Source organism: Thioalkalivibrio sp. ALE19, assembly GCF_000428605.1.
Lineage (GTDB): Bacteria > Pseudomonadota > Gammaproteobacteria > Ectothiorhodospirales > Ectothiorhodospiraceae > Thioalkalivibrio.
The window spans coordinates 31,955-54,536 of sequence record NZ_AUAG01000001.1 but is presented as its reverse complement, the minus strand read 5'-3'; the positions used below and the strand labels follow the sequence as shown (position 1 = coordinate 54,536).

The 22,582-nt window shown below is 68.7% G+C and carries 24 protein-coding genes; 18 read left to right on the top strand and 6 right to left on the bottom strand.

The annotated features are described in order from the left end of the window. Positions 1-6: 6 nt before the first annotated feature. The gene (locus tag F787_RS0100275) at positions 7-954 is read right to left on the bottom strand and encodes an NAD-dependent epimerase/dehydratase family protein (RefSeq protein WP_028490960.1); all 948 of its coding nucleotides are present in this window, start codon (positions 952-954) and stop codon (positions 7-9) included. Positions 955-958: 4 nt separating this feature from the next. Next, complete coding sequence (locus tag F787_RS0100270) at positions 959-2,044, bottom strand: LLM class flavin-dependent oxidoreductase (RefSeq protein WP_028490959.1); 1,086 nt, start codon at positions 2,042-2,044, stop codon at positions 959-961. 99 nt (positions 2,045-2,143) lie between these two features. On the opposite strand from F787_RS0100270, the gene F787_RS0100265 reads away from it, so the two are divergent. The 11 genes from F787_RS0100265 to hisC all read left to right on the top strand — a co-directional run bounded on the left by F787_RS0100265 (position 2,144) and on the right by hisC (position 11,529). Next, positions 2,144-2,773, top strand: a complete 630-nt coding sequence (locus tag F787_RS0100265; protein ID WP_028490958.1) for a hypothetical protein — start codon at positions 2,144-2,146, stop codon at positions 2,771-2,773. A gap of 103 nt (positions 2,774-2,876) precedes the next feature. Next, a complete protein-coding gene (locus F787_RS0100260; RefSeq protein ID WP_019589122.1) occupies positions 2,877-3,710 on the top strand; it encodes an ABC transporter ATP-binding protein in 834 nt (277 codons plus the stop codon). Continuing rightward, on the top strand, positions 3,703-4,485 hold the full coding sequence (mlaE, locus tag F787_RS0100255; RefSeq protein WP_018869845.1) for a lipid asymmetry maintenance ABC transporter permease subunit MlaE: 783 nt from the start codon (positions 3,703-3,705) through the stop codon (positions 4,483-4,485). Before F787_RS0100260 ends, mlaE begins: the two co-directional genes overlap by 8 nt. Before the next feature lie 17 nt (positions 4,486-4,502). Further along, the gene (mlaD, locus tag F787_RS0100250; protein WP_028490957.1) at positions 4,503-4,961 is read left to right on the top strand and encodes an outer membrane lipid asymmetry maintenance protein MlaD; all 459 of its coding nucleotides are present in this window, start codon (positions 4,503-4,505) and stop codon (positions 4,959-4,961) included. A gap of 35 nt (positions 4,962-4,996) precedes the next feature. Beyond that, a complete protein-coding gene (locus tag F787_RS0100245) occupies positions 4,997-5,689 on the top strand; it encodes a phospholipid-binding protein MlaC (RefSeq protein WP_019021449.1) in 693 nt (230 codons plus the stop codon). Continuing rightward, a complete protein-coding gene (locus F787_RS0100240) occupies positions 5,686-6,018 on the top strand; it encodes a lipid asymmetry maintenance protein MlaB (protein WP_018869848.1) in 333 nt (110 codons plus the stop codon). Before F787_RS0100245 ends, F787_RS0100240 begins: the two co-directional genes overlap by 4 nt. A gap of 99 nt (positions 6,019-6,117) precedes the next feature. Then, positions 6,118-7,377 carry a UDP-N-acetylglucosamine 1-carboxyvinyltransferase gene (gene murA / locus F787_RS0100235; protein ID WP_019021448.1) on the top strand — a complete coding sequence of 420 codons (1,260 nt, stop codon included), beginning with the start codon at positions 6,118-6,120 and terminating at the stop codon, positions 7,375-7,377. A gap of 1 nt (position 7,378) precedes the next feature. Beyond that, positions 7,379-8,029, top strand: coding sequence for an ATP phosphoribosyltransferase (gene hisG / locus F787_RS0100230; protein ID WP_018869850.1), 651 nt, complete (start codon positions 7,379-7,381; stop codon positions 8,027-8,029). 11 nt (positions 8,030-8,040) lie between these two features. Then, on the top strand, positions 8,041-9,108 hold the full coding sequence (locus tag F787_RS0100225; protein WP_018869851.1) for a 3-deoxy-7-phosphoheptulonate synthase: 1,068 nt from the start codon (positions 8,041-8,043) through the stop codon (positions 9,106-9,108). A 22-nt stretch (positions 9,109-9,130) separates the two neighbouring features. Next, a complete protein-coding gene (gene hisD / locus F787_RS0100220) occupies positions 9,131-10,435 on the top strand; it encodes a histidinol dehydrogenase (RefSeq protein ID WP_028490956.1) in 1,305 nt (434 codons plus the stop codon). Between the two features lie 32 nt (positions 10,436-10,467). Continuing rightward, positions 10,468-11,529, top strand: a complete 1,062-nt coding sequence (gene hisC, locus F787_RS0100215) for a histidinol-phosphate transaminase (protein ID WP_051245967.1) — start codon at positions 10,468-10,470, stop codon at positions 11,527-11,529. A gap of 42 nt (positions 11,530-11,571) precedes the next feature. Here hisC and F787_RS0100210 read toward each other — a convergent pair whose 3' ends face one another. After that, complete coding sequence (locus tag F787_RS0100210; protein WP_028490954.1) at positions 11,572-12,693, bottom strand: trypsin-like peptidase domain-containing protein; 1,122 nt, start codon at positions 12,691-12,693, stop codon at positions 11,572-11,574. A 411-nt stretch (positions 12,694-13,104) separates the two neighbouring features. On the opposite strand from F787_RS0100210, the gene F787_RS0100205 reads away from it, so the two are divergent. From F787_RS0100205 to F787_RS0100180, 6 genes are all read left to right on the top strand, one after another. After that, a complete protein-coding gene (locus F787_RS0100205; RefSeq protein WP_028490953.1) occupies positions 13,105-13,851 on the top strand; it encodes a Nif3-like dinuclear metal center hexameric protein in 747 nt (248 codons plus the stop codon). A gap of 233 nt (positions 13,852-14,084) precedes the next feature. Next, positions 14,085-14,690: a ubiquinol-cytochrome c reductase iron-sulfur subunit gene (gene petA, locus F787_RS0100200; RefSeq protein WP_026279485.1), complete on the top strand. Its 606-nt coding sequence runs from the start codon at positions 14,085-14,087 to the stop codon at positions 14,688-14,690. Continuing rightward, on the top strand, positions 14,690-16,099 hold the full coding sequence (locus F787_RS0100195) for a cytochrome bc complex cytochrome b subunit (RefSeq protein WP_018869857.1): 1,410 nt from the start codon (positions 14,690-14,692) through the stop codon (positions 16,097-16,099). Before petA ends, F787_RS0100195 begins: the two co-directional genes overlap by 1 nt. Continuing rightward, entirely contained in the window at positions 16,099-16,836 is a 738-nt protein-coding gene (locus tag F787_RS0100190; RefSeq protein ID WP_018869858.1) for a cytochrome c1, read from the top strand. Before F787_RS0100195 ends, F787_RS0100190 begins: the two co-directional genes overlap by 1 nt. 100 nt (positions 16,837-16,936) lie before the next feature. Further along, positions 16,937-17,563, top strand: a complete 627-nt coding sequence (locus tag F787_RS0100185) for a glutathione S-transferase N-terminal domain-containing protein (RefSeq protein WP_018869859.1) — start codon at positions 16,937-16,939, stop codon at positions 17,561-17,563. Next, on the top strand, positions 17,560-17,988 hold the full coding sequence (locus tag F787_RS0100180; RefSeq protein WP_028490952.1) for a ClpXP protease specificity-enhancing factor: 429 nt from the start codon (positions 17,560-17,562) through the stop codon (positions 17,986-17,988). The genes F787_RS0100185 and F787_RS0100180 overlap by 4 nt, the downstream gene beginning before the upstream one ends. A gap of 9 nt (positions 17,989-17,997) precedes the next feature. On the opposite strand, the gene F787_RS0100175 is transcribed toward F787_RS0100180, so the two are convergent. Genes F787_RS0100175 through F787_RS0100165 form a run of 3 tightly spaced genes read right to left on the bottom strand, consistent with a single transcriptional unit; the run spans position 17,998 to position 21,547 of the window. Next, positions 17,998-19,371, bottom strand: a complete 1,374-nt coding sequence (locus F787_RS0100175) for an FAD-binding oxidoreductase (RefSeq protein WP_028490951.1) — start codon at positions 19,369-19,371, stop codon at positions 17,998-18,000. Then, positions 19,368-19,724 carry a YraN family protein gene (locus tag F787_RS0100170; protein WP_019570421.1) on the bottom strand — a complete coding sequence of 119 codons (357 nt, stop codon included), beginning with the start codon at positions 19,722-19,724 and terminating at the stop codon, positions 19,368-19,370. The genes F787_RS0100175 and F787_RS0100170 overlap by 4 nt, the downstream gene beginning before the upstream one ends. Next, positions 19,724-21,547 carry a penicillin-binding protein activator gene (locus F787_RS0100165; RefSeq protein WP_042805506.1) on the bottom strand — a complete coding sequence of 608 codons (1,824 nt, stop codon included), beginning with the start codon at positions 21,545-21,547 and terminating at the stop codon, positions 19,724-19,726. The genes F787_RS0100170 and F787_RS0100165 overlap by 1 nt, the downstream gene beginning before the upstream one ends. Positions 21,548-21,652: 105 nt before the next feature. Here F787_RS0100165 and rsmI point away from each other — a divergent pair, with 105 nt between their 5' ends. Next, the gene (rsmI, locus tag F787_RS0100160; protein ID WP_081694053.1) at positions 21,653-22,549 is read left to right on the top strand and encodes a 16S rRNA (cytidine(1402)-2'-O)-methyltransferase; all 897 of its coding nucleotides are present in this window, start codon (positions 21,653-21,655) and stop codon (positions 22,547-22,549) included. Positions 22,550-22,582 lie beyond the last annotated feature (33 nt).

Here is a 22,582-nt window from a genome sequence, read left to right as displayed (position 1 = left end):
CGCCCCCTATCGATTGCCGACCCGCAGGCGCTCGAGGCACTCCGGGGTCGTGACCCGGGGTTGCCAGTCGAGTTCCCGGCGTGCGCGGGTGCAGTCCAGGACCAGCGGGCCGTCGAGCCCGCGCACCCAGCCCGGGTCGCCGGCGCGCGCGCTCAGGCGCCAGGCCAGCGGGTGCAGTCTGCGGATGAGGCCGGCGGGCACCGGCAGGGTCAGGCGCCGACCGTGACGGGCCATGGCGCGCAGCGACCACACCGGTTCGGTGCCCAGGTTGAAGCAGCCCGGGGCACGGCGGGTGACTGCGGCGGCGATCGCTCGCGCGGCGTCCTCCTCCCACAGGATCTGCACCGGTGCGTCGATCCCGGCGGGGTGAAGGCGGCTGCGGGCGATCCGCTGCAGCAGCGGCTGGGCATGTGGCCCGACCACCGCGGGCGGCCGCAGCACGGTGGTCACCAGCTCCGGATGCTCGCGGTCCAGAGCCTCCAGGGCCTGTTCGGTGGCGACCTTGTCCTCGGCATAGGGGAAGCGCGGGCGGGGCGGCTGGTCCTCGCTCAGGGGGACGGGCGAGTCCGGCCACGGGCCGTAGACCGCGGCGCTGGAGAGGAACACCACATGGCGCACACCGGCCTGCGCGGCGGCCGCGAAGACCGAGCGCGACAGGTCCACGTTCTGCCGGCGCACCCAGTCGCGGTCGTGGCGCCGGCGTCCGCCGTGCCCGCCCATCAGCTGGAAGGCCAGGTGCACCAGGGTATCGGTCCCGGCGAGGTCTTCGGGCGTCAGTTGCGCCAGATCCTTCTGGCGCAGGTCGTAGCGGTCCGCCGGCAGGGTCGCGGCACCGGGGAAGTCGGCCGGTTCGCGATCCAGGGCAATGGTTCGCTCGACCTCCGGGGTGTGCAGCAGTTCGGGCAGCAGGACCCGGCCGATGCGACCCGCCGCACCGGTGACGGCAACGCGCATGCGGTTATCGGGTCGGGGCGGGGCCATCGAGGCATTCCGGCATGACCTCTGCGGCGAAGCAGCGCATGGACTCCTCCGCCAGTTCGCGCGGCACGGCCCCGGCGCCGAAGGCCAGCAGCAGATGGTCCACGCCCGCCTCGCGCAGGGCCTCGATGCGCTCGCGGCATTCCTCGGGGGTGCCGACCAGCGTCATGCCCAGCATGTCGAGGATCTTCAGATTGATCCCGGCCTTGACCAGGTGGCGGAAGCGGCCCAGCGAGCGGTAGTAGTCGTAGCCCTCGATCAGGCGTTCCAGCACCGGCAGGGTCTGCCGGAACATGTTGTGGTAGAACCATTCGAACGCGGGCTTGGCCTCGCGTCGGGCACGCTTGCCGTCCGGCAGACACAGCACGCCGAGGGTCATGCCCACGCGCGGCGGATGCGGGGTGTCGCCGGCGGCATGGGTCCAGCCCTCGCGGTACAGGCGGATGTCCTCGCGGATCATCTGCCACGGCTTGAACGGGCCGGCCAGCGCACCGATGCCCTGTTCCGCCGCCCAGGTGAATGACTCGGGACTGACCGCGGCGGTCCACAGCGGCGGGTGCGGGTCCTGCAGCGGTGCCGGCATCACCGGGACGTCGTCGAGGTGGTGGAAGGGCCCGTGCTGGGTGATGCGGCCGGTGGCGAAGGCCTGGCGCAGCGCATCCAGTCCGGCATCCACCCGGGCGCGGCCCTCGCTCATCTCGGCGCCGAATGTGGCATATTCCGGCGGCGAGAAGCCGCGGCCGATGCCCAGCTCCAGGCGTCCCCCGGAGAGCTGGTCGAGCATGCCGACGCGCTGCGCGACCCGCAGCGGGTGGTGATAGGGCAGGGGCACGACCCCCAGGCCCAGGCGCAGGTTCCGGGTGCGCTGGCTGGCCGCGGCGAGCACCAGATCCGGCGCGGTGGAATGCGAGAATTCCGGCATCAGGTGGTGTTCCACCAGCCACGCGGTGTTGAATCCGAGGGTGTCGGCGAGATCCCACAGTGCCAGGGTGTCCTCGATCGCGCGGTGTTCGTCGATACCGAGGAATTCGGGGACCGAGATCTCGTGGAAGAGGTCGAAGTGCATCGGGAAACTGTGCCGCGCCACCGGGGTGCTGGCAAGTCGCAACGGGGGAGACACATGACGGCAGGAGATCCATCGGACGCGGCAACCGAAGGGAGGCGCGTGCGGCTTCAGCCGGCCGCGGTCGCCCGGCCGGGTACGCCGGCCTGGGACGGGTATTTCCCGGCCAGTCTGCCGCTGGACTGGCAGCTGGCTTATCTCGGCCATTTTCGTTCGCGGGTGTTCGTGCCCGGGGTGCTGGGGGCCGACGGGGCGCTCTCCGCCCCGTTCGGGGACTGGGACGACGCGGTGCCGCCCAACCTGCGCGTGACCGTCAGCTGGCCCGCGGACATGCCCGCGGAGGCGGGGGCCGCCGCTCTGGCCCGCCTCGCCGCGACCCTCGGCGAGCGTCTCGAGGGGGTGGCGTTCGAGCCGGGGGCGGCCGTCGAGGCGGCGGTTGCCGGGCTGCGGGGCGCGGGCCTGGAACGCCTGCAGGCGACAGGTCCGGGCGAATCCGTGGGGTTGCCCGGGGTGGACGAGGCGATCTGGTACCCGCAGCTCCATGCCGGAGAGGGGCCGGGGTTCTGGCGTCTGCGTCCTGCGGGCGATCCGGATCCCGCCGACTGGCGCGTGCTGGTGGAGGCCGTGGCCGGATGCAGCCCCGCAGGGGCGGTGCCGGTGTTCCTCGAGGCCTCGCCGGGCGTGCTCGACGATGTGCGCACCATCGTGAAACTGTTGGGTGGGGCGACGTGATTCACGCTGGTTTGACGCACCGTGCGGCCGGGGCCAGACTCCGGCGTCCATGCCTGCGCCGCGCCGCAAGGGACGCCGCGCCCGCATCCCGGGAGACTCGAATGTGAGCCAGTCCGCATCCGCCGAAACGCCGCACATCGTGGTGGAGGACCTGCATTTCCGCCGTGGCCGGAAGCCCGTGTTTGACGGGCTTTCGCTGGAGGTGCCGCGCGGGCGCGTGACCACCGTGATGGGCCCCAGCGGCAGTGGCAAGACTACGCTGCTGCGGCTGATCGGCGGCCAGCTGCGTCCGGATGCGGGACGCATCCTGGTCGACGGCGAGGAGATCGGGCGGCTGTCCACACGCCGTCTGTACGCGGTGCGCAAGCGCATGGGACTGCTGTTCCAGACCGGGGCCCTGCTGACCGACCTGTCGGTGTTCGAGAATGTGGCCTTCCCGCTGCGCGAGCACACCGATCTGCCCGAGGATATCCTGCGTACCCTGGTGCTGATGAAGCTGGAGGCGGTCGGCCTGCGCGCGGCACGCGACATGGACCCGGCCGAGCTGTCCGGCGGCATGGCCCGGCGCGTGGCGCTGGCGCGGGCGCTGGCGCTGGATCCGGAACTGATCATGTACGACGAGCCGTTCACCGGTCTCGATCCCATCACCATGGGTCAGATCGTGACCCTGATCCGGCGCACCAACCACAGCCTCGGGCTCACCAGCGTGCTGGTGTCGCACGACGTGAACGAGGCCATGAGTATCTCCGATCACGTGGTGCTGATCGCCGAGGGACGCGCGGTGGACGCCGGCCCGCCGGATGCGCTTCAGGCGCGGGCATCCGACTGGTCCGCCCAGTTCCTGGAAGGTCGGCCGGACGGGCCGGTGCCGTTCCATTATCCCGGGGCCTCGTATCAGGACGACCTGCTGGACGCGGGAGGGCGCAACCATGATTGACGCGATCGCGTCGGTCGGGCGCTTCAGCCTGAATGCCCTGGCGGTGCTGGGGCGGGCCTCGATGTTCCTGTTGCGGACCTTCGCCGCGCTGGATGCCGTAGTGCGGCGCTTCGGCCTGACCGTGTGGCAGGTCTATTCGGTGGGCGTGCGCTCGCTGCTGATCGTGGTGGTCTCGGGGCTGTTCGTGGGCATGGTGCTGGGCTATCAGGGCTACATCACGCTGGTGGATTTCGGTGCCGCCGAGGCCCTGGGCGGGGTGGTCGCGCTGTCACTGGTGCGCGAGCTGGGGCCGGTGGTGACCGCGCTGCTGTTCGCCGGACGCGCCGGCTCCGCGCTGACCGCCGAACTGGGCCTGATGAAGACCACCGAGCAGCTCTCGGCGATGGAGATGATGGCGGTGAATCCCTACCGCCGGGTGTTCGCCCCGCGCTTCGTTGCCGGCTTCCTGTCCATGCCCCTGCTCGCCGCGATGTTCAGCGCGGTGGGCGTGATGGGCGGTTACATCGTCGGGGTCGGGCTGCTGGGCGTCGACAGCGGGGCCTACTTCTCGCAGATGCAGGCGGTCACCGACTGGAACGAGGATGTCCTCTCCGGGGTCATCAAGAGCATCGTGTTCGGCTTCGTGGTCACCTGGATCGCGGTGTTCCAGGGCGTGGACGCCTCGCCGACCTCGGAGGGCATCTCGCGCGCGACCACGCAGACGGTCGTGGTCTCCTCGCTGGCCGTGCTGGGGCTCGATTTCATCCTGACCGGCCTGATGTTCGGCGGGGACTGAGAAGTGGAGAAGCAATCATGAAGATGCGTTTCGTCGAACTGGCCGTCGGGGTGTTCGTGCTCCTGGGCGTGGCGGGGCTGTTCTATCTGGCGGTGCAGGTCAGCAACATCACCGAATACCGCGACGGCGACACCTACGAGGTAACCGCCTACTTCTCCAACGTGGGCGGGCTGAAGGTGCGCGCGCCGGTCAACATCTCCGGGGTGCGGGTCGGCCGCGTGGCCGACATCCGCTACGACCCCGAGGCCTTCGAGGCGAAGGTAACCCTGGCGATTCGTTCGGAACACGACTACCTGCCGGCGGATACCCAGGCGAGCATTCATACTGCGGGCCTGCTGGGCGAGCAGTACGTCGCGCTGGAGCCGGGTGGCGACTACGATACCCTGCAGGACGGTGACCGGATCCTGTTCACCCAGTCGGCCGTGGTCCTCGAGAACCTGATCGGTCGGTTCATGACCAACATGGGGGATGACTGAGTCATCCCGGCCACCCAACCCCGAGGGAGTGTGCCATGCGTTTGTTGCCGAATTTCGTTCGTTCCCCGCGTACCGCGCCGGCATGGCTGGCCGCGGCGGCCCTGCTGCTGGCGACGCTGGCCCCGGCCGCTCAGGCCGAAAGCCCGGTGCAGATGATGGAGCGCTCGGTGAACGAGGTGTACGAGGTCCTGCGCGAGAACGAGGAGCGCGCGCAGGAAGAGCCCGAGTTCGTGATCGAGGTGCTGCGCGAGCGGGTGCTGCCGCATGTCGACGTGGACGGCATGGCACGGCTGGTACTGGCGCGCCACTGGCGCGATGCGTCCGACGAGCAGCGCAGCCGCTTCACCGAGGCCTTCACCACGACCCTGCTGCAGGTCTACGGGGTGCAGCTGGCGGATCACCTGGACAAGGAAGTGCGCATCATCGAACGGCGCTCGCGCGAGGACGACCGCATGGCGGTGGTGGCCAGCGAGATCGTGATGGGGTCCGGGCAGTCCAACCTGCAGGTCAATTACCGCCTGCGTCCGGTCAATGGCGAATGGAAGGTGTTCGACGTGGAGGCCGAGGGGCTGTCGTTCGTGGGCAATTTCCGCAGCCGCTTCGGTGACGAGATCTCCCGTGACGGGCTCGAGGAGCTGATCGTGCGCCTGGAGGATGGCGACGAGGAGCTGATCGAGGAGGCGGTGGACGACGTGGCCGAGGAGACCGGCGCTGCGGAGGACCGGTGAGCGACGCCCGGATTACCGCCGATGACGCGGGCCTGGTGCTGCGCGGTCATCTGACCTTCGTGACCGTGCCGGGGCTGGAACGCCAGGTGCGGCCGCTGTGGCAGGGCCTGCCCGAACATGCCCGGGTGGCGCTGGACGACACCGGGCGCATCGACAGTGCCGGTCTGGCGTTTCTGGTGACCCTGTGGCGCCAGGCCCGGCACCGGGGGCATTTCCTGGTGTTCGAGCCGGTGCCCGCACGGCTGGCGCCCCTGCTGGAACTGTACGACCTGCGGGGCGTGATCAGTGAATCCGCGGCGAAGGCGGCGGATCCGCCCGGCTGCCACTGACCGGCCCGGGGCGGGGCGCCGCGCGCCGGCGACGCAGTTTCGTTATCATTGCGGGTTTTGCCGGTCCGCTCCTGGCCCGGCGTGCGAACCGGGCAATACATGGACAAGCTCATCATCACCGGCGGCGAGCCCCTGGACGGTCAGGTCTGGGTCTCCGGCGCCAAGAACGCGGTACTCCCCATCCTGTCGGCGACGCTGCTGGCCGACAGCCCCATGGTGATCGGCAACGTACCGCACCTGCAGGACGTGACCACCACCATGGAACTGCTGGGGCGCATGGGCGTGAGCCTCACGGTGAACGAGCGCATGCGCATCGAGGTGGATCCCGCCACCCTGACCCAGTGCGTTGCGCCCTACGATCTGGTCAAGACCATGCGCGCGTCCATCCTGGTGCTGGGGCCGCTGCTGGCGCGCTTCGGCGAGGCCGAGGTGTCCCTGCCCGGGGGCTGCGCGATCGGTTCGCGGCCGGTGAATCTGCATCTGCGCGGGCTGGAGGCGCTGGGCGCCGAGATCGACGTCGATGGTGGCTACATCCATGCGCGGGCCGGGCGGCTGCAGGGCGCGCGGGTGGTGTTCGACCAGGTCACCGTCACCGGCACCGAGAACCTGCTGATGGCGGCGACCCTGGCCGAGGGCGAGACCCTGATCGAAAACGCCGCCCGCGAGCCGGAGGTGGTGGACCTGGCCGACTGCCTGACCGCGATGGGGGCCAGGATCCGCGGCGCCGGGACCGACACCATCCGGGTCGAGGGCGTGGAGCGCCTGCATGGCTGCGATTACGACGTGATGCCCGATCGCATCGAGACCGGGACTTTCCTGGTCGGAGCCGCGATGACCCGGGGGCATGTGTGCACCCGCAACACCCGGCCGGAGCTGCTCGATGCGGTGCTGGCCAAGCTGGACGAAGCGGGCGCCCGGGTGGAGACCGGTCCGGACTGGATCGATCTGGACATGCGGGGGCGTCGCCCGCGGGCGGTGAATCTGCGGACCGCGCCGTTTCCCGCGTTTCCGACCGACATGCAGGCGCAGATGATGGCGATGAACACGGTCGCCGAGGGAACCGGTTCGGTGGTGGAGACGGTGTTCGAGAACCGCTTCATGCATGCGCTGGAACTGCAGCGCATGGGCGCCCGGATCACCATCGAGGGGAACACCGCGATCGTCGAGGGTGTGGAACAGCTGGTGGGTGCGCCGGTGATGGCCACCGACCTGCGCGCCTCGGCCAGCCTTATCCTCGCCGGTCTGGTCGCCGAGGGCGAGACCGCCGTGGAACGTATCTACCATATCGATCGCGGTTATGAATGCATCGAGGAAAAACTGAGCCAGATCGGCGCAACGATTCGCCGGGAGCCTGCCTGACATGATGGACGCCAACACCCTGACCATTGCCCTGTCCAAGGGCCGCATCCTCGAGGACACCCTGCCGCTGCTGGCACAGGCGGGGATCGAGCCGCTGGAGGATCCGGACAGGACGCGCAAGCTGATCCTCGACACCACCCGCGAGGACGTGAAGATCGTGGTGGTGCGGACCACCGACGTGCCGACCTACGTGCAGCACGGTGCCGCCGCGGTGGGAGTGGCCGGCAAGGACGTGCTGATGGAGCACGGGGCCGCCGGGCTGTACGAGCCGCTCGACCTGGGCATCGCCCGCTGCCGCATGATGCTGGCGGGCCACCCGGGGCAGCAGCCGGACCCGGGCACGCGCCTGCGCATCGCGACCAAGTTCGTGAATATCACGCGCAACTATTTCGCCAGCCAGGGGCGCCAGGTGGAGATCGTCAAGCTGTATGGCTCGATGGAACTCGCGCCGCTGGTGGGGCTGGCCGACTACATCGTGGATCTGGTGGATACCGGCAATACGCTGCGCGCCAACGGCCTGGAGCCGCTGGAGGAGATTACCCCCATCAGTTCCCGGTTGATCGTGAATCAGGCAGCCATGAAGATGAGACATGGACTGATTCAAAATCTCATTGAGAACCTGCGCGAAGCCGTGACGCCCGCGACGACGTAACCGAGACTGCCATGACCGCCGATACCGACGACCTCAGGATCCGTGACATCCAGGAGGTGTCCGCTCCGGACACCGTGCGCGACGAACTGCCGATCACCGATGCGGCATCCGACACGGTGTACGAGGCCCGCCAGGCCTGCCATCGGATCCTGCATGGCGAGGACGACCGCCTGCAGGTGATCGTGGGCCCCTGCTCGATCCACGACGTGGATGCCGCGCTGGACTATGCCGACCGCCTCAAGCCTCTGCGTGACGAGCTCTCCGATGCGCTGAACATCGTGATGCGGGTGTATTTCGAGAAACCGCGCACTACGGTGGGGTGGAAGGGCCTGATCAACGATCCGGATCTGGATGGCAGCTTCCACATCAACAAGGGCCTGCGGGTCGCGCGCGGCCTGCTGCGGGATCTCGCGGTCAAGGGCATGCCCGCGGCCACCGAGTACCTCGACCTGATCAGCCCGCAGTACATTGCCGACCTGGTGGCCTGGGGCGCGATCGGCGCCCGTACCACCGAAAGCCAGGTGCATCGCGAGCTGGCCTCCGGGTTGTCGTGCCCGGTGGGCTTCAAGAACTCCACCGACGGCAGTCTGCGGGTAGCGATCGACGCGATCCGTTCGGCGTCGCGGCCGCACCACTTCCTGTCGGTGACCAAGGCCGGGCGCTCGGCGATCTTCTCCACCACCGGCAACGACGACTGTCACATCATCCTGCGCGGTGGCAAACAGCCCAACTACGATGCCGAAAGCATCGACCAGGCGTGCCGGGAGCTGCAGATGGCCGAGCTGCCCGAACAGGTGATGGTGGACTGCAGCCATGCCAACTCGCGCAAGGACCCGGCGCAGCAGATGGAGGTCGCGCGGGTGCTGGGCGAGCAGATCGCCGGGGGGGATCGGCGGATCATCGGGGTGATGCTGGAAAGCCATCTCCTCGGCGGGCGCCAGGATATCCTCCCGGGGCAGCCGCTGAACTATGGCCAGAGCATTACCGACGCCTGCATGGGCTGGGATGACTCCGAGGCCACCCTGCGCGGGCTGGCGGAAGCCGTGCGCGCGCGCCGCAAGCACAACACCCCGGCCTGACGCCCGGGCACGAGGACACGCCATGCCTTCGATCAAGCGACTCGATACGCGGGAGACCGGATTCGTAACCGAGCTGGAGCGCCTGCTCGCCTGGGAGTCAGGCGAGGAGGCCGGGGTGCGCGACGCGGTGCGCGAGATCCTCGACGCGGTGAAGGCCGAGGGGGACGCCGCGGTGCTGCGTTACACCGAGCGCTTCGACCGCCTGGAGCGCGACTCGGTCGCCGGGCTGGAAGTGCCGCAGCAACGCCTGCAGGCGGCGCTGGAGGCGATACCCGCTGCGCAGCGCGAGGCGCTGGAGACGGCCGCCGAACGCATCGGCGAATACGCCCGACACCAGTCGATGCAGGACTGGCAGTTCACCGACGCCGACGGCACGGTGCTGGGGCAGCGGGTGACCCCGCTGGACTCGGTGGGGCTGTATGTGCCGGGCGGCAAGGCCGCCTACCCGTCCTCGGTGCTGATGAATGCGGTGCCGGCGCGGGTCGCGGGGGTCGAGCAGCTGATCATGGTGGTGCCGGCGCCGGACGGCGAGCTGAATGATCTGGTCCTGGCGGCTGCTGCGGTCGCCGGGGTGGACCGGGTGTTCACCGTGGGCGGTGCCCAGGCCGTCGGGGCGCTCGCGTTCGGAACCGCCACCATCCCCGCGGTGGACAAGATCGTCGGCCCCGGCAACATCTTCGTCGCCGCGGCGAAGCGGGAGGTCTTCGGCACCGTGGGGATCGACATGATCGCCGGTCCGTCGGAGATCCTGGTGGTCTGCGATGGCGAGACGGACCCCGAGTGGATCGCGGCCGATCTGTTCTCGCAGGCCGAGCACGACGAGCAGGCGCAGGCGATCCTGGTGTCCTGGGACCATGCCTTCCTCGATCGGGTGAACGAGGCGATGGACCGCCTGCTGGCGGACATGCCGCGGGCCGAGATCATTCGCACGAGCCTGCAGGACCGCGGCGCGCTGATCGCCGCGCGCGACCTGGATGATGCGGTTGCGGTGGCCAACCGGGTCGCCCCCGAACACCTCGAGCTGTCGCTGGCCGACCCGCAGGCGGCGCTGGACGCCGGCCTGCGGCATGCCGGCGCGGTGTTCATGGGCCGGCACACCTCCGAGGCCCTGGGCGACTACTGCGCCGGGCCCAACCACGTGCTGCCGACCTCGCGCACTGCCCGTTTCTCGTCCCCGCTGGGGGTCTACGACTTCCAGAAACGCTCCAGCATCATCCAGTGCTCGCCCGAAGGCGCGGCGCGGCTGGGGCGCACCGCTGCGGAGCTGGCCCATGGCGAGGGGCTGACCGCGCACGCACGCTCCGCGGAACTGCGGCGGGAATCGTGAGCGCGGGCCGCCACGACCGGCCGGAAGACCTGATGCGCCCGGAGGTCCTGGCGCAGCCGGCCTACGCGGTGGCGGACGCCACCGGGCTGCTCAAGCTGGACGCGATGGAGAACCCCTGGCCCTGGCCGGGCGAGCTGGAGGCCGCCTGGCTGGAAGCCCTGCGCGAGCCCGAGCTCAATCGCTACCCGGATGCCGCGGCCCGGGGGCTCGCGGCACGCCTGCGCGCGGCCGAGGCGGTGCCCGAGGGCGCCGGCCTGATGTTCGGGAACGGCTCCGACGAGTTGATCCAGATCCTGATCCAGGCGGTGGCCGGCAGCAGGCGGCCGGTGATCGCGCCCGAGCCCGGATTCGTGATGTACGGCGTGCTGGCGCGCGCGCTGGGTGTACCCTTCCGGGGCGTGTCCCTGCGGCCCGACTTTTCCCTGGACCTGGAGGCCCTGCTGGCGGCGATCCGCGAGGAGCAGCCGGCGATCGTGTTCCTGGCCCATCCCAACAATCCGACCGGCCGTCTGGAAGACCCCGCGACGGTGCAGACGGTGATCGAAGCCAATCCCGGCATCACGGTGGTGGACGAGGCCTACGCGCCGTTCGCGGGTCACAGCTTCATGCCCCAGGCCGGGGGTACCGCAGGCCTGCTGGTGATGCGGACGGTATCCAAGCTCGGCCTGGCGGGTACCCGGCTGGGTTATCTGGCGGCGGAGCCTGCCTGGATCGATGCGCTGGACCGGCTGCGTCTGCCCTACAATATCAACACCCTGACGCAGCGCAGCGTCCGCTTTGCCCTCGATCACCGCGATGTGCTGGATGGTCAGGCGCGGGCGATCGTGGCCGAGCGCGAGCGTCTGCTGCAGGCCCTGGAGGCGCTGGGCGGGGTCACTTCGGTGGTGCCCTCGCAGGCGAATTTCGTGCTGTTCCGCGTGCACGAAGGGCAGGGGCCGGCGGTGTTCGCCGGGCTGCGCGAGCGCGGGGTGCTGATCAAGGACGTGGGGCGCGCGCATCCGCTGCTGGCCGACCACCTGCGGGTCACCGTGGGCCGCCCGGAGGACAACGACCGTTTCCTCGAGGCGCTGGAGGCCGCGCTGGGGCAGAGCTGAGGCCCCGAGGCCGCGGCACCCGGGAGAGGGTGGCGGCCGGCGTCAGATGGGGCGCTGGGCGACTTCCGCTGCCAGCTCGTGGCGGTCGCCGGCGCGCTCGATGCGGATGTCCAGTGATTCGCCCGGCGCCGTGCGGGCGATGATGTCGAGGGCATCGCGCGGGGATTCCACCCGGTCACCGTTGAGGTGAGTGATCACGTCCCCGGGCTCGATGCCGGCCTGTGCGGCGGGTCCTTCGCGCAGCACACCGGCGACCAGTACTCCCAGGGCATCGTCGAGCCCGAACGAACGGGCGAGGTCCGGGCTCAGGGACTGGACTTCGATCCCCAGCCAGCCGCGCGTTACATAGCCCTGTTCGATGATCTGGGTCATCACGTCACGGGCCAGATCCGCCGGGATGGCAAAGCCGATCCCGTGGGAACCGCCGGAGCGGGAAAAGATCGCGGTGTTGATCCCCACCAGCTCGCCGTGCGCATTGATCAGCGCCCCGCCCGAATTGCCGGGATTGATGGCGGCATCGGTCTGGATGAAATCCTCGAAGGTGTTGATGCCCAGACGGTTGCGGCCGGTGGCCGACACGATGCCCTGGGTCACGGTCTGGCCCACCCCGAAGGGATTGCCGATGGCGAGGACCACATCGCCCACCCGCAGATCGCTGGACCGGCCGAGGGGGGCGACCGGCGGCTCCTCGGTCTCCACCCGCAGCACCGCCAGGTCGGTGTCCGGATCGATCCCGATGATCTCCGCGGGCAGCGCCCGATCATCGGGCAGGACCACGGCGATCGCCTCGGCTTCTTCGATCACGTGATGGTTGGTCAGTATGTGCCCCTGCCCGGTCATGATCACGCCCGAGCCCAGGCTGGACTCCTCGCGTTCGCCGGGCGGCGGGACCCGGCGGCCGAAGAATTCCTCCAGCAGCATGCCCGGGTCCGGCTCCACGGTGCGCGAGGCCATGATGTTCACCACGGCCGGGGCCGAGCGTTCCACGGCCGGCGCATAGGAAGCGGGCGCGGCTGTGGCATCCTCGGCCGGCGTTGCCACCCGGTCCACGGTCGTGCCGTCCTCACCCGTACCGAGCCAGTCCGGGAAGAACACCGCGATCGCCACCGCGATCAGCACGCCGGTCGCCGCAGCTTGCAGGAAGAAGCGAGAAAAATTCACCATATGGGGCAGCTTAAGGAAACACTGGTCCATGTGCACGTGCGCGTTGGTGCCCCGGGTTTTCCGAGACAAGGCGCGTCGTGCAGCGGGTAGTGGTTCTTACCCGCAAGCGGCGCAACGCAGGATCGGGGAACCCGGGGCGCCAACCCCGAAGGGGCTCGGCCGCCCGTTGTTGATCAAAACGGGCGCGCGCACGGCGTTGCGGCTTCCTTGTGCAGAATGACTGCACGGCGGTCGCCGCGCCTTGTTCGCACGCAAAAGCGTCTCGAGCGCGAACGTGCACATGGACCAGTGTTTCCTTAAGGAAACGCGGGTCCATGTGCACGCCCGCCCGCGCGGATCATGTGATCCTGGCACCCCCAGTCCCAACCCCTTGCCCGGGTCGTCGGCCCGGCCGGAACCGGAGTCCCTCCCATGCATCGTGACGAGCTGCTTGCGGGCCTCGACGCCAAACTCGAGCCTGCCCGGTTTACCGATTACTGTCCCAATGGCCTGCAGGTCGAGGGCCGCGCCGAGGTACGCCACGTGGTCAGTGCCGTGACCGCCTCTGCTGCCACCATCGAGGCCGCCGCCGAGCGCGGCGCCGATGTCCTGCTGGTGCATCACGGCTATTTCTGGAAAGGCGAGCCGCAGGTCATCACCGGCATGAAGCAGCGCCGGATCCGCCGTCTGCTGGAGAGCGGGATGAACCTCGTCGCCTACCATCTGCCCCTGGACGCCCATCCGGAGGTGGGCAACAACGCCTCCCTGGCACGCGACCTGGGGCTGGTGGCCGACGGTACGCTGCGCGACGACGGCGTGGGCCTGGTCGGCGCGCCGGACGAGCCGCTCTCGGCCCCGGGGCTTGCCAGCCGCATCGCCACCGCCCTCGGGCGCGAGCCCCTGCTGGTCACCGCCGGCGAACACCCCGTGCGCCGGGTGGCCTGGTGCAGCGGGGGCGCCCAGTCGTTGCTGCCCCGCGCCGCCGAGCTGGGCGCCGATGCCTACATCAGCGGCGAGATCTCCGAACAGACCACGCACGAGGCGCGCGAGCTGGGCGTGCACTACCTGGCCGCCGGCCACCACGCGACGGAGCGGGGCGGACCGCGGGCGCTGGGCGAATGGTGCGCGCGGACGTTCGACCTGACCCACGAATTCCTCGATCTCGACAACCCGGCCTGATACCCTGCGCCGCGGGCCGCAGCCGTCTGCTGCCGGCGGACGCCCCGGATCCTGCGACGCCGCGACGATCCGCGTCGTACTTGACCTTATTAGCGTGTTCGGGAATTCTATTACGATTTTCCTGCCCGCCCGTCGGGTCCGAACAAGAGAGCCACAAGGCTCCTTCGAGCAGGCTGCGCCCGGCGGGTGCATCCTCGCATCACGCTTTCAACACGTTGTTTGGAGAGACAAACATGGCAAACCAAGGCGTAAATCGAGGCCGTCGCCGGTTCCTCGTCGCCGCGACTTCGGTCGTGGGCGGGGCCGGTGTGGCTGCAGTAGCCGCACCGATGCTGGCGTCCCTGCAGCCGAGTGCGCGCGCCCAGGCGGCCGGAGCCCCGGTCGAGGTCGCCCTCGGCGAGATCGAACCGGGCCAGCGCATCTCCGTCGAGTGGCGCGGCCAGCCCATCTGGGTGGTCCGGCGCACGGACGAGATGATCGAAGGGCTGTCCAAGATCACGGACCGTCTGCGCGATCCGCACTCCGAAGTCGAGGAGCAGCAGCCTCCTTACGCCCAGAACGAACACCGTTCGATCGATCCCGAGTTCCTGGTCGTGATCGGCATCTGCACCCATCTGGGATGCTCGCCGAGCTATCGTCCGGAAATCGGTGATCCCGAGATGGGGGCCGCCTGGCAGGGCGGCTGGCTGTGCGGTTGCCACGGTTCCCGCTTCGACATGGCCGGACGCGTCTACTCCAACATGCCGGCGGCCACCAATCTCGTGATCCCGCCGTACAAGTACCTCACGGACGACGTGATCCTGGTGGGTGAAGACGACGAAGAAGGAGGGACCGTCTGATGGCCAGTAATCCGGACGAAAAGATCCAGGGCGGCTTCCTGGGCTGGGTGGACGCACGCTTCCCCCTGTCCCAGATGTGGAACGACCACCTGGCCAAGTATTACGCGCCGAAGAACTTCAACTTCTGGTATTTCTTCGGCTCGCTGGCCCTGCTGGTGCTGGTCATCCAGATCGTCACCGGCATCTTCCTCACCATGTTCTACAAGCCGGACGCGGAGCTCGCCTTCTCGTCCGTCGAGTACATCATGCGTGACGTGGAATGGGGCTGGCTCATCCGCTACATGCATTCCACCGGCGCCTCGATGTTCTTCGTCGTGGTCTATCTGCACATGTTCCGGGCGCTCCTGTACGGCTCCTACAAGAAGCCGCGCGAGCTGATCTGGATCTTCGGCATGCTGATCTACGTCGTGCTGATGGCCGAGGCCTTCGCCGGCTACCTGCTGCCGTGGGGCCAGATGTCCTACTGGGGCGCGCAGGTGATCGTGAACCTGTTCCAGACCATCCCGTACATCGGGCCGGAGCTGGTGACCTGGATTCGCGGTGACTTCCTGCTCTCGGATGCCACGCTGAACCGGTTCTTCGCCCTGCACGTGGTGGCCCTGCCGCTGGTGCTGATCCTGCTGGTGGCCGCGCACATCATCGCGCTGCACGAGGTGGGTTCGAACAACCCCGACGGCGTCGAGATCAAGGCCCACAAGGACGAGAACGGCATTCCGAAGGACGGCATCCCGTTCCACCCGTACTACACGGTGAAGGACATCGTGGGCGTGGGCGTGTTCCTGATCGTCTTCTTTGCCATCGTGTTCTTCGCCCCCGAGGGTGGCGGCTACTTCCTGAAGCCGGACAACTTCATCCCGTCCGATCCGCTGGTGACCCCCGACCTGATCCCGCCGGTCTGGTACTTCACGTCGATGTACTCGGTGCTGCGCTCCGTGCCGGATCCGTTCCTGGGCGTGGTGGCCATGGGGGCCGCGGTGGTGATCCTGTTCGTCATCCCCTGGCTGGACCGGAACCCCGTCAAGTCGATGCGCTATCGCTCGTTCGCGGCCAAGTTCAACCTGGCGGTGTTCGTGGTTGCGTTCGTGATCCTCGGCTGGCTGGGCCTGCAGCAGGCCACCACCGCGGTGAGCGACATGAGCCTGCGCTTCGCTCAGGTGTACTTCCTGTTCTTCTTCCTGCTGTGGTTCCTGTCGCGGGAGCGTTCGGCCGGCTTCAGCATCCTGGCATTCCTGGTGCTGGTCGCGATCTACACGTTCTACGACGTGGTCCGCTTCGATCCGGACGAAGCCTCCCTGATCATGTGGGGCTGGCTCATCCCGACCGTTTATCTGTTCGTGACCATGGTGGCCCCCGTGTTCGCACGTGGTCTGGGCCGTGACCGTGCCGTTCCGCAAAGGGTGACTTCGTGATGAAAAAGCTGATTGCTGCAACCTTCGTGGGCCTTGCGGCCCTGTTCATGGGGCCGGCGGGTACCGCCGGCGCCAGCGAGCTGATGTCGGCCAACGTGGACATCTCCAACCAGAACGCGCTGCAGCGGGGTGCCCGCCTGTTCGCGGACAACTGCATGGGATGCCACTCGACCAAGTACGAGCGTTATAACCGGGTCGGCAAGGGTATCGGCCTGACCGAAGAGCACATGGAAGAGCACTTCATCTTCGTCACCGACGAAGAGGGTGAGCCGGTAGGTGTCGGTTCGCTGATGGAGATCGCCATGGAAGACGACTATGCCGAAGAGGCCTTCGGCGTCGTCCCGCCGGATCTGACCCTGACCGCCCGCATCCACGGCGAGGACTGGCTGTATACCTTCCTCAAGTCGTTCTACCGCGACGAGTCCCGTCCGCTGGGCGCCAACAACACCATCTTCAGTAATGTCGGCATGCCGCATGTCCTGTGGCACAAGCAGGGCTGGCAGGAGCTGGTCGAGGACGAGGATGGCAACGAACGCCTGGAGCTGGTCGAGAGCGGCAGCATGAGTCCGACCGAATACGATCGAGCGGTGCGCGACATCGTTACCTATCTGTCGTACATCGGCGAACCCGTGCAGCTGGAGCGCCAGCGGATCGGGGTCTTCGTGATGATCTTCCTCGCCTTCTTTACCGTGCTGGCGTACTTCTTGAAAAAGGAATACTGGAAGGACGTACACTAGGCGGGACGAGCCGTAGTCGGCGTGCCCCGGAGGACCGGGGTGCGCCGGCATCCTGTACCGTCGACCCGGCGGAACCCCATGCCGGGCTAGGGAGAATGCCATGGCGCTGGTCGCCAACCGCCGTTCCGTTATGACGCTGTTTTCTGCACACGACTGCGTGCGCTGTCACCGGGTGCGCATCATCCTCGCCGAGAAGGACATCGCGGTGGACGTGGTCAATCTCGGGCCCGACGACATGCCCGAAGATCTCTCCGACCTGAACCCGTACAACGAGGTCCCCACCCTGGTGGACCGGGATCTGGCCCTGTACGGGACCCATGTCATCACCGAGTATCTCGACGAACGCTTCCCGCATCCGCCACTGATGCCGGTGGATCCGGTCTCGCGCGCGGCCGCGCGTCTGGCGCTCTATCGCGTCGAGCGCGACTGGTACGAGGGACTGGACAACCTCGCGAAGGCTTCGGGTTCCGGGGTCAGCAAGGCCCGCAAGGTGCTCAAGGAGAGCTTCATCGCGTCCGGCGAGATCTTTGAACTCAAGCCGTACTTCCTGAGTGACGAGTTCAGTATCGTGGATGCGGCCATCGCCCCGGTCATCTGGCGGTTGCCGGCCGTGGGCATCGAACTGGAAAGCCTGCCGCAGGCGATCCAGGACTATGCCGAACGGGTGTGCCGGCGCGAATCCTTCTCCATCAGCCTGACCGAAGCCGAACGGGAGCTGCGGCTTTGACTTCTTCCCGCCCCTATCTGCTGCGTGCCCTGTGGGGCTGGATCACCGACAACGGCATGACACCGCACCTGCTGGTAGATGCCACGGTCGACGGCACGGTCGTGCCGGACGCCTTCGTCGAGCAGGGCAAGATCACCCTGAATGTGGGCCCCACGGCCGTGCAGGGTCTGGAGCTGGGGGACGAGTACGTGTCGTTCTCGGCACGGTTCGCCGGCAGTCCGATGGATGTCTTCGTGCCGCAGACCGCGGTGATGGCGATCTATGCGCGCGAGAACGGCCAGGGGATGATGTTCGGCAGCGAGCCCGGGCCGGATCCGGACCCCGGTCCCGGAGACGGGCCGCCGGATGACGGCGACGACGCGGGTGAGGGCGGCGACGAGGCGCCCCGGCGCAAGGGCGGCCCGTCCCTGACCGTGGTCAAGTAAGGACGCGCGTCACGGCGCGGGCGGCGCCTTCCCCGGATTGAGGATCCCGTCCGGATCGAACACCGCCCGCACCCCTTCCATCAGCGTCAGTGCGGCCGGATCCAGTTCGCGATCCACGAACGGTCGCTTGACCAGTCCCACACCATGTTCCCCCGACAGGCTGCCGTCGAGCGACAGGACGAGGCGGAACACTTCATCCAGACACACTTCGGCCCGTTGCATCTCTTCCGGATCGTCCGGATTGACCAGCAGATTCACGTGGATGTTGCCGTTGCCGGCGTGGCCGAAATTGACGATGCGGATGGCGTGCCGCTCGGCCAGTTGCTCCAGGCCGCCGATCAGGGCGGGGATCCGCGATACCGGCACCACGACATCTTCGTTGATCTTCTTCGGGGCAATGGTCCGCAGCGCCGGTGACAGGGCCTTGCGTACCTGCCAGAGACGCTCCATCGCCTCCGGTGTGTCCGCGACATCCACGCTCAGGGCCCCTTCGGCGGCCGCCCCGCGGATCCCGTCGGTCCGGGTCTCGATGATCTCGGCGGGACCGTCGGCCTCGATCATCAGGATGGCCCCGGCGTCTTCCGGCAGTTCCACCCCGCCATACCCGCGGATCATCCCGATCGCCGAGCGGTCCATGAACTCCAGCGCCGAAGGCGATTCCGCGCGTGCCATCAGTCTTGCGACTGCCCGGGCCGCCGCATCGATGCTCGGGTAGACCGCCTGCAGCAGGCGGGTACACTCCGGGCGCGGTGTCAGCTTGAGGGTCGCCTGGGTGATGATCCCCAGAGTTCCCTCCGAGCCGATCAGCAGGCGGGTGAGGTCGTAGCCGACCACACCCTTGGTGGTGCGTACGCCGGTGCGAAAGTGTTCCCCGGTGCCCGCGACGGCCTCCAGACCAAGCGTATTGTCGCGCGGTGTTCCGTACTTCACTGCGTGCGGCCCGGCCGAGTTGTAGGCGAGATTCCCTCCCAGGGTGCAATACGCGGCACTGGTCGGGTCGGGGGGCCAGAAGAAACCGTGTTCGCCTGCCGCGGCCTGAATCTCGGCGTTGGTGACCCCGGGTTCGGCAATCAGCCAGCGATTCGCGGGATCCACATCCACGATGCGGTTCATGCGCTCCAGGGACAGCACCAGTCCGCCGCGGTCGGGAACCGCCGCGCCGGTTGTGCCCGTGCCCCGGCCGCGCGCCACCAGCGGCGCCCCGAGGCGCCGGCACAGGCGGACGAGTTCGACGACGGTCTGACTGTCGCGGGCGAACGCCACGGCTTCGGGCGCGGCGTGCAGGCGCGAATTATCGGCGCCATAGGCCCAGCAGTCCGCCGGGTCCAGCAGGCGGTCCTCCGGCGACAGCAGGCGTTCGATCTCGCGCGCCAGATCGCTCATGAGTCGTCCGCCCGGATCGCGTCCACGATCCATTCCACGCCGCCATCACCGTCCAGCGCCACCACGTCGAAGCGCGCCGGGCCGTTCCAGTCTTCCTCCAGCATCCAGGTTTCCGCCATGCGCACCAGCTTGCGGCGCTTGCGCCGGTCGACGCTCTCCAGTCCGCCTCCGTAATCCTGATTGCTGCGCATGCGGACCTCGACAAAGACCACGGTGTCCCCCTCGCGCAGAATCAGATCCAGCTCGCCCCAGGGACGCCGGACATTGCTGGCCACGAGGCGCAGCCCGCGATCCTGGAGATAGCGCGCGGCGCGTTGTTCGGCCTGCTGGCCGGATTCTCCCGGACGGAACATCAGTCGGAGGGAGTTCCGGCATCCAGCCGCCGGGGTTCACCACGGACGAACCGCGCCCAGGCCGGCGTCCGCTGCCAGTCACCGGTCAACGGGTTGAGTTGCCACTCGCCGGCGGTACCGACGAGCGTTGTATGCGGGGCCGCGTAGCTTGTATCGGCGCGTACGGCCAGGCGCCGGGCGTCCATGCCCAGGGCATAGAAGCGCGGCAGCCCGGATTGTTCCCGCAGCGGCTCGGCTCCGGTGTTCCCCAGCGCGGCGATTTCAGTGAACAGCCCGGGCGCATCCGGGAACGCGATCCCGTTGAGATCGCGGTCGCGCGAGGCGTCGGGGCGACCGGGATAGACATGTGGTGTGGACATCATCGGCAGGCGTGAGGCCTGGTGGAAGTGCAGATGCGGCGCGATGCGGCGTACGTCGGCAGCGCTTCCCGCGACGAAGATGTAACCGACATCGGCGCGGATCTGCGGGTCGCCTTCGAGGCCGAGTCCGAGGCGGCGGGACACCGACGCAATGCGCTCGCGACTGCGATCAATCCCGACGTGGGCGGCGATGCGGTCGTTGAGGTCCCCGGCACGGGTGTCCACTCGCGCCACCTCCCGTGGGGGTGCCCCGTGTTCCTCGGCGGCCAGTGACCATGCGGATGCCAGGCGATCACCGAAGGCCCCCTCGGCGATGATGCCGAGGCCGGCGCCCCAGCCGGTGCGAGCCGCGCGGTCGGCCACGGCGCGGGCGTCGGCCTCGGGATCCAGCGCCAGTGTGGTTACGCCGCGCGGCAGGGCGTTGGCGGTGCGGTTGAGGAGCACCCCGGGCCGATGATCCTCGAGGTCGGCGACCGCGGCGACGGCATCGCGCTGCAGCGGGCCGATAATGTGATCGGCACCTTCGAGTACTGCATCGCGATAAAGGGCAACGGCCTGGCGTGGATCGCCGCGGGTATCGCGCACCCGGAGCTGCCCCTGGCCGTCGGCGTAATGAGCCCGGGTGATGCCGTCGAGAACCGCCTCCCCCAGGTCGGCCAGATTGCCCGACAATGGCAGCAGGACCACCGTATCTCCGGCCGGGTCCGCGCTGGCGGGCGACGCCGCGAGCAGCTCCGGGAGGTGGCTGTTCGCGGGATGCCGGGGGAAGGCTTGCTGCCAGCGTCGGGCAAACGTTTCCGCTGCAGCGGCATCGTCCGCCCGGCCCAGTCCCCCAAACAGTTCGTGCCAGCCATCGGCCCCGACGATGTCCTCGCGCTCGAGTCGTTCCCGCTGGGTCGGGCGCAGGGCGGCCATCAGGCCCCAGATCCGCTCATGGTTGGCGGTCTGCAGATCGGGTTCCAGGGTCAGCAGCGAATCCAGCCGAAATCGCACATTCAGGGCCTGATACCATTGCTGTTCCCATTCCAGCAGCCGGGCATGCAGCTCCATACCGCGTCGATGGAATTCCGGGGTGCGTGTCGGATCGTCCGGATCGTCGGCCCCCAGGCGCTCGGCCGCGAGGTCGGCCTCCCCGCGGTGCCAGGCCAGCCAGCCGCCGCGCACGCGGTCGGCAAGCGGGCGTGGCTCCGCGTCGGGCAGGCGGATCCAGGCCGCCTCCGCGCGTTCCAGCAGCGGTTCCGGGACCGGGTCCAGTGCCAGCACCGCGTCGACCGCGGCCCGCAATTCCTCCGGCTCGGCCTGCTCGTCCGGCAACGCCTCGATCTGCTCGAGCCGATGCTCGGCCAGCGGCTCCGGGGCCAGCTCGATCTCGGCCGGGATTTCGGGGTCCGGGTCCGGTGTCGGCGCGGGATCCGGTTGCGGCGCAGCGCAGGCGGCCATCAGGCCGGCCGCCAGCAGTACCATGAGCGGGCGCGTCAGGCCCGGGCCCGGCACGGAGCGGCGTAGCGGGCGTAGCGGGAGCGGGAGTCGGTTCACGGCAGACATCGGATTGGCGATAAGGAGTCAGTATTGGAAGCGCGCGAAACAGTGTCAACGCAGGGCGGAACCCTGTGGGTGGTGGCCACCCCGATCGGCAATCGGGCCGATCTGGGACAGCGCGCCCGGGATGTATTGTCGCATGTCTCGCGCATCGCGGCGGAGGATACGCGTCACAGCCGCGCGCTGCTGGCGCCGCTGGGCATCGACACGCCGCTGGTCAGTCTGCACGAACACAATGAAGAACAGCGCGTCGCGGGGCTGCTCGCGCAGCTGGCCGCGGGCGAAGATGTGGCGCTGATCTCGGATGCGGGCACCCCGCTGGTGTCGGACCCCGGGTTTCGCCTGGTCCGCGGGGCCCGCGAAGCCGGCCATGCCCTGCGCGCGGTGCCCGGCCCGAGCGCCCCCCTGGCCGCGCTGGCGGTCTCGGGGATGCCGAGCGACCGGTTCTGTTTTGACGGCTTCCTGCCGCACGCCGCGGGCGCGCGCGAAAGGCGCCTGGCCGAACTGCTGGCGCGTCCGCAGACCGGCATCGTGTTCGAGTCCGCGCATCGCATCCTTGCGGCGGCCCGGGAGCTGGCCGCGCAGGCGCCGGACCGCTCCGTGTTCCTCGGGCGCGAGCTGACCAAGCAATACGAGGAACATTATTACGGTCCGGCCGGCTGCCTGCCCGAATGGCTGGAGGCGGATGCCTGGCGCACCCGCGGCGAATTCGTGCTGGTGCTGGCCCCGGCGCCGACCGTCGACGAAGACGGCGACGCGCTGTCGGGTGAACATGAACGGCTGCTGGCCGGCCTGGTCGCCGAGCTTCCCGTCAAGCGGGCCGTGCGCCTGCTGGCCGATGCCACCGGGCTGCCGCGCAACCGGCTCTACGCCCGCGCGCTGGAACTGCAGCAGGCGGACCGCGAACAGGGCGATGATCCCGCCTGACTGCCCCGGATATCCTTGCATCGGGAGCAGGGC